The sequence below is a fragment of the Streptomyces viridosporus genome (genome assembly GCF_002078235.1).
GTDB classification, from domain to species: domain Bacteria; phylum Actinomycetota; class Actinomycetes; order Streptomycetales; family Streptomycetaceae; genus Streptomyces; species Streptomyces viridosporus.
Map to the genome: position 1 here is coordinate 1 of NZ_MSGP01000726.1, position 4,245 is coordinate 4,245.

Annotated in this window: 5 protein-coding genes; 3 read left to right on the forward strand and 2 right to left on the reverse strand. The window is 75.2% G+C overall.

The features are described 5' to 3' along the window. Positions 1–128: 128 nt before the first annotated feature. Entirely contained in the window at positions 129–1,142 is a 1,014-nt protein-coding gene (locus tag B7L92_RS36625) for a DUF4349 domain-containing protein (RefSeq protein ID WP_081241476.1), read from the forward strand. Between the two features lie 55 nt (positions 1,143–1,197). Continuing rightward, positions 1,198–2,589, forward strand: coding sequence for an FAD-dependent oxidoreductase (locus tag B7L92_RS36630; protein ID WP_438364056.1), 1,392 nt, complete (start codon positions 1,198–1,200; stop codon positions 2,587–2,589). A gap of 39 nt (positions 2,590–2,628) precedes the next feature. Here the strand turns inward: B7L92_RS36630 and B7L92_RS36635 are convergent, their stop codons facing one another. Continuing rightward, positions 2,629–3,009: a hypothetical protein gene (locus tag B7L92_RS36635; protein ID WP_081241478.1), complete on the reverse strand. Its 381-nt coding sequence runs from the start codon at positions 3,007–3,009 to the stop codon at positions 2,629–2,631. Between the two features lie 133 nt (positions 3,010–3,142). On the opposite strand from B7L92_RS36635, the gene B7L92_RS36640 reads away from it, so the two are divergent. Further along, entirely contained in the window at positions 3,143–3,967 is an 825-nt protein-coding gene (locus B7L92_RS36640) for a rhomboid family intramembrane serine protease (RefSeq protein WP_081241479.1), read from the forward strand. Between the two features lie 12 nt (positions 3,968–3,979). Here B7L92_RS36640 and B7L92_RS36645 read toward each other — a convergent pair. Next, positions 3,980–4,245: SpoIIE family protein phosphatase (locus tag B7L92_RS36645; protein WP_159461088.1), on the reverse strand; the 266-nt coding region annotated here is incomplete at its 5' end.

The window sequence follows — 4,245 nt, forward strand, 5'->3', positions numbered from 1 at the left end:
CCCCCGCCCCGGGGAGTCCCCGCCGAGTCCCTACCGTGACCGCATCGGGACCGTTCCGCGTCGTCGTCCCGCGCCCCTCCGGCGTCGTAGGAGCGTCAGTCGCCACGACCCCCGGGGGGAAGATCCAGATGCGCACACGACGTTCCGTACCACCGACCCGCGTCCTGGCCGCGGTCCTGCTGACGGCGGCCCTCGCGGTCACCGGGTGCAGCGGCACGGGCGACGCCTCCAGCGGCTCGGACGCCGCCGCCGACAGAGCGGCCCCGGCGGACCAGCGGGCCGTGGCGCCGGAGGGCGCGAAGCAGGGCGCGCCCGACGCGGACGGCGCGGGCGCGGGCCGGGCGACCGCGCCGCCGGAGGCCGCCGCGCAGCACATCATCCGTACCGCCTCGCTGACCGTGCGGGTGAAGGACGTCCCGAAGGCCCTGGCCGAGGCCCGCGCCACCGCGGAGAACGCGGGCGGCCACGTCGGCGACGAGACCACCACCCGGGACGACGAGGGCCGCGAGCGCACGCGCGTGGTGCTGCGCGTGCCCGTCGAGCGGTACGAGGAGGTCCTCGCCGACCTGGAGGGCACGGGCAAGCTCCTCGAACGCAGGGCGAAGGCACAGGACGTCACCGACCAGGTGGTCGACGTGGAGAGCCGGATCGCGACGCAGCGCGCCAGCGTGGCCCGCATCCGCGAGCTGATGGACCGGGCGACCCGGCTCAGCGACGTGGTGACCCTGGAGGGGGAGCTGAGCACCCGCCAGGCCGAGCTGGAGTCCCTGCTCGCCCGTCAGGAGTCGCTGAAGGACCGCACGAGCCTGGCCACCGTCACCCTGTCCCTGTCCGAGACGCCGGTGGAGAAGGCCGCGAAGGACGACGACCCCGGCTTCCTGGACGCGCTCGCGGGCGGCTGGGACGCGTTCGCGACGATGCTGCGCTGGCTGGCGGTGGCCGTCGGCGCGGTGCTGCCGTTCGCGGTGGTGGCCGCCCTGCTCGTCCTGCTGTGGCTAAAGGCCGTACGCCCCCGGCTGCCGCGCCGGCCGGAGCCGGTGCCCGCGCCGGGCGCCCCGGGCCCGCTGCCGGTGTTCCCGTCGGCGCCCCGGCCGGCCCGCGGTGACACCGGGGAGGACACGGAGGAGGGCGGAAGGGGCTAGCCAGGGGCCGGGCGGGTCCGGACCGCCCCGTGCCCCGTAGCGTGTCCGCATGAGCATGAACGGTGCGCGGGGCGCGAGGGAACGTCTGGTCGTGATCGGCGGCGACGCCGCGGGGATGTCCGCGGCGTCGCAGGCCCGCCGGCTGAAGGGCCCGGACGAGCTGGAGATCGTGGCGTTCGAGCGCGGCCACTTCACCTCCTACTCGGCGTGCGGCATCCCGTACTGGGTGAGCGGCGACGTTCCCGAACGGGACCGGCTGATCGCCCGCGCGCCCGAGGAGCACCGCGCCCGGGACATCGACCTGCGGCTGCGCACCGAGGTGACGGAGCTCGACCTCGACCGGGGGCGGGTCCGCGCGCGTGACGTCGATTCCGGGGCCGAGTCCTGGACGTCGTACGACAAGCTGGTGATCGCGACCGGTGCGCAGCCGATCCGCCCGGACCTGCCCGGCATGGACGCCCCCGGGGTGCACGGGGTGCAGACCCTGGACGACGGCCAGGCGCTGCTCGACACGCTGGCCCGCACGCGCGGGCGGCGCGCGGTGGTGGTCGGGGCGGGCTACATCGGCGTGGAGATGGCCGAGGCGATGATCAAGCGCGGCTACGAGGTGACGGTCGTCAACCGCGGCAGGGAGCCGATGGCCACCCTCGACCCCGACATGGGGCGGCTGGTGCACGAGGCCATGGAGGGCCTGGGCATCACCATGGTGAACGACGCGGAGGTCACCGCGCTGCTCACCGGGGACGACGGCCGGGTGCGGGCGGTCGCCACCGAGGACGCCGAACACCCCGCCGACGTCGTCGTCCTCGGCATCGGGGTGCGGCCCGAGACGGCCCTCGCGCGGGCGGCGGGACTTCCGCTGGGCGAGCACGGCGGACTGCTCACCGACCGGTCCATGCGGGTGCGCGGGCAGGAGAACGTGTGGGCCGGCGGCGACTGCGTGGAGGTGCTCGACCTGGTCTCCGGGCAGCAGCGGCACATCCCGCTCGGCACGCACGCCAACAAGCACGGCCAGGTCATCGGCGCCAACGTCGGCGGCGGCTACGCCACCTTCCCCGGCGTGGTCGGTACGGCGGTCAGCAAGGTGTGCGACCTGGAGATCGCGCGCACCGGCCTGCGCGAGAAGGACGCCCACCGGGTGGGGCTGCGCTTCGAGACCGTCACCGTGGAGTCGACCAGCCGGGCGGGCTACTACCCGAACGCCTCCCCCATGACGGTGAAGATGCTCGCCGAGGTGCGCACCGGCCGGCTCCTCGGGGTCCAGATCGTCGGCCGCGAGGGCGCGGGCAAGCGGGTCGACATCGCCGCGGTCGCCCTCACGGCCGGAATGACGGTGGACCAGATGACGGCCCTGGACCTGGGGTACGCGCCGCCCTTCTCCCCGGTCTGGGACCCGGTCCTGGTGGCGGCCCGCAAGGCGGCGGGGAGGATCCGGGGCACCGGGTGAGCGGAGCCGGGTGAGCCGGCGGGCCCGGACGGAGTCCGGCTACGCCGTGCCGTTGATCCGTTCGATGGCCTGGCGGGCCTGCTCGGCCGGAGGGCGCGAGGGCAGGGACGACACGGAGGCGCTCGACGCGGAGGAACTCGGCACGGAGGCGCTCGGGACGGACGTGCTCGGCACGGACGCGCTCGCGGGCGCCGGGGGCGGCTGCTCCCCCGCCGGCCTGGCGTGCGCCGCGCTCCGCACCGAGCGCAGGCGGTGGCTCACCGCCTCGTCCAGCGTCACCGGCCGCCGTGTCTGGGAGGCGAGCCGCCCCGCCTCCTGGCCCAGCCGGGCTACGTCCTCCCAGGGCAGGCGCACCACGAGCGTGAGCTCGGCCTCGCCGTCGGGCAGCGCGTGTATCGCGGGGGTCACTCGGTCGTCCATCGCCTGTTCCTCACGTCGGCCCCGCGACCCCTTCCCCGCGCCGCGGGCGGTTGACGAGGGATACGCACCGCCGGACGGTGGTGTTCAGCGCCGCCGCGGATTCACCGGCCGCTGCCCGGGCACCTGGGGGGATGTGGTCATCCCCGTCCATGACGTGAACCCCGCGCGGCGCACCCCCTGGGTGACGTACGCGCTGATCGCCGTCAACTTCGCCGTCTTCGTGTTCCTCACCCCCGGGGTCTCCGGCTCGCTGACGGGCGAGGGGGAATCCCTCGCGCAGCTGTGCGACCTCGAGGCGTTCCTGGGGCGGTACGCGGTGGTGCCGCAGGAGCTGATCCACCACCGGATGCCCCACCTGGTGCCCACGGGCGGGACCGGGGTCGGGCCGCAGGGACCGGGCTGTGTGGTGGCGCCGCCGGGCTACGCGAAGGTCCCCGAGCTGAGCGTCCTGACGTCGATGTTCCTGCACGGCGGCTGGCTTCACCTGCTGGGCAACCTGCTGTTCCTGTGGATCTTCGGCAACAACGTCGAGGACCGCATGGGGCACGTCCGCTTCCTGCTCTTCTACCTGGTCTGCGGCTACGCGGCCGCCTACGGCTTCGCCCTGCTCAACGCCGGCTCCGCCGCCCCGCTGATCGGCGCCTCCGGGGCCGTCGCGGGGGTGCTGGGCGCCTATCTGGTGCTGTATCCGAGGGCACGCGTGTGGGTGCTGGTGCCGTTCCTGATCTTCCTGCCGCTGCGGCTGCCGGCCTGGACCGTGCTGGGCCTGTGGTTCGTGCTCCAGGCGGTGTACTCGTCCGGCGCGGGCGTCACCGCCGCCGGGACGGTGGCGTACGCGGCCCACGTGGTCGGCTTCGTCGTCGGCATGCTGATCGCCTGGCCCTTCAAGCCGGGCACACCGCCCCCGCCCGAACCGGGCGGCGTGCTCTACGGGAGGCGGGCCCGGCCGGGCTGGTAGGAAGCGCCCCCGCTACCGGTCCGGCCCCCCGTGGTCCTCGTGGACCCCGCCGTCCCGGTGGTCGCGGTCGCCGGCCGAGGACGCGGGCGGCCGCACGGCCACCATGGCCACGTCGTCGTCGCCGCCGGCGTCCGCCAGGCCGTCGAGCAGGTCGTCGCAGAAGGCCTCCAGCGGGCGCCGGGCGGCGGCCGACGCGTGGTGGCGCAGCCGCTCCAGACCGACGGTGAGGTCCTCCTCGCGGCGCTCCACCAGCCCGTCGGTGTACAGCAGCAGGGTCG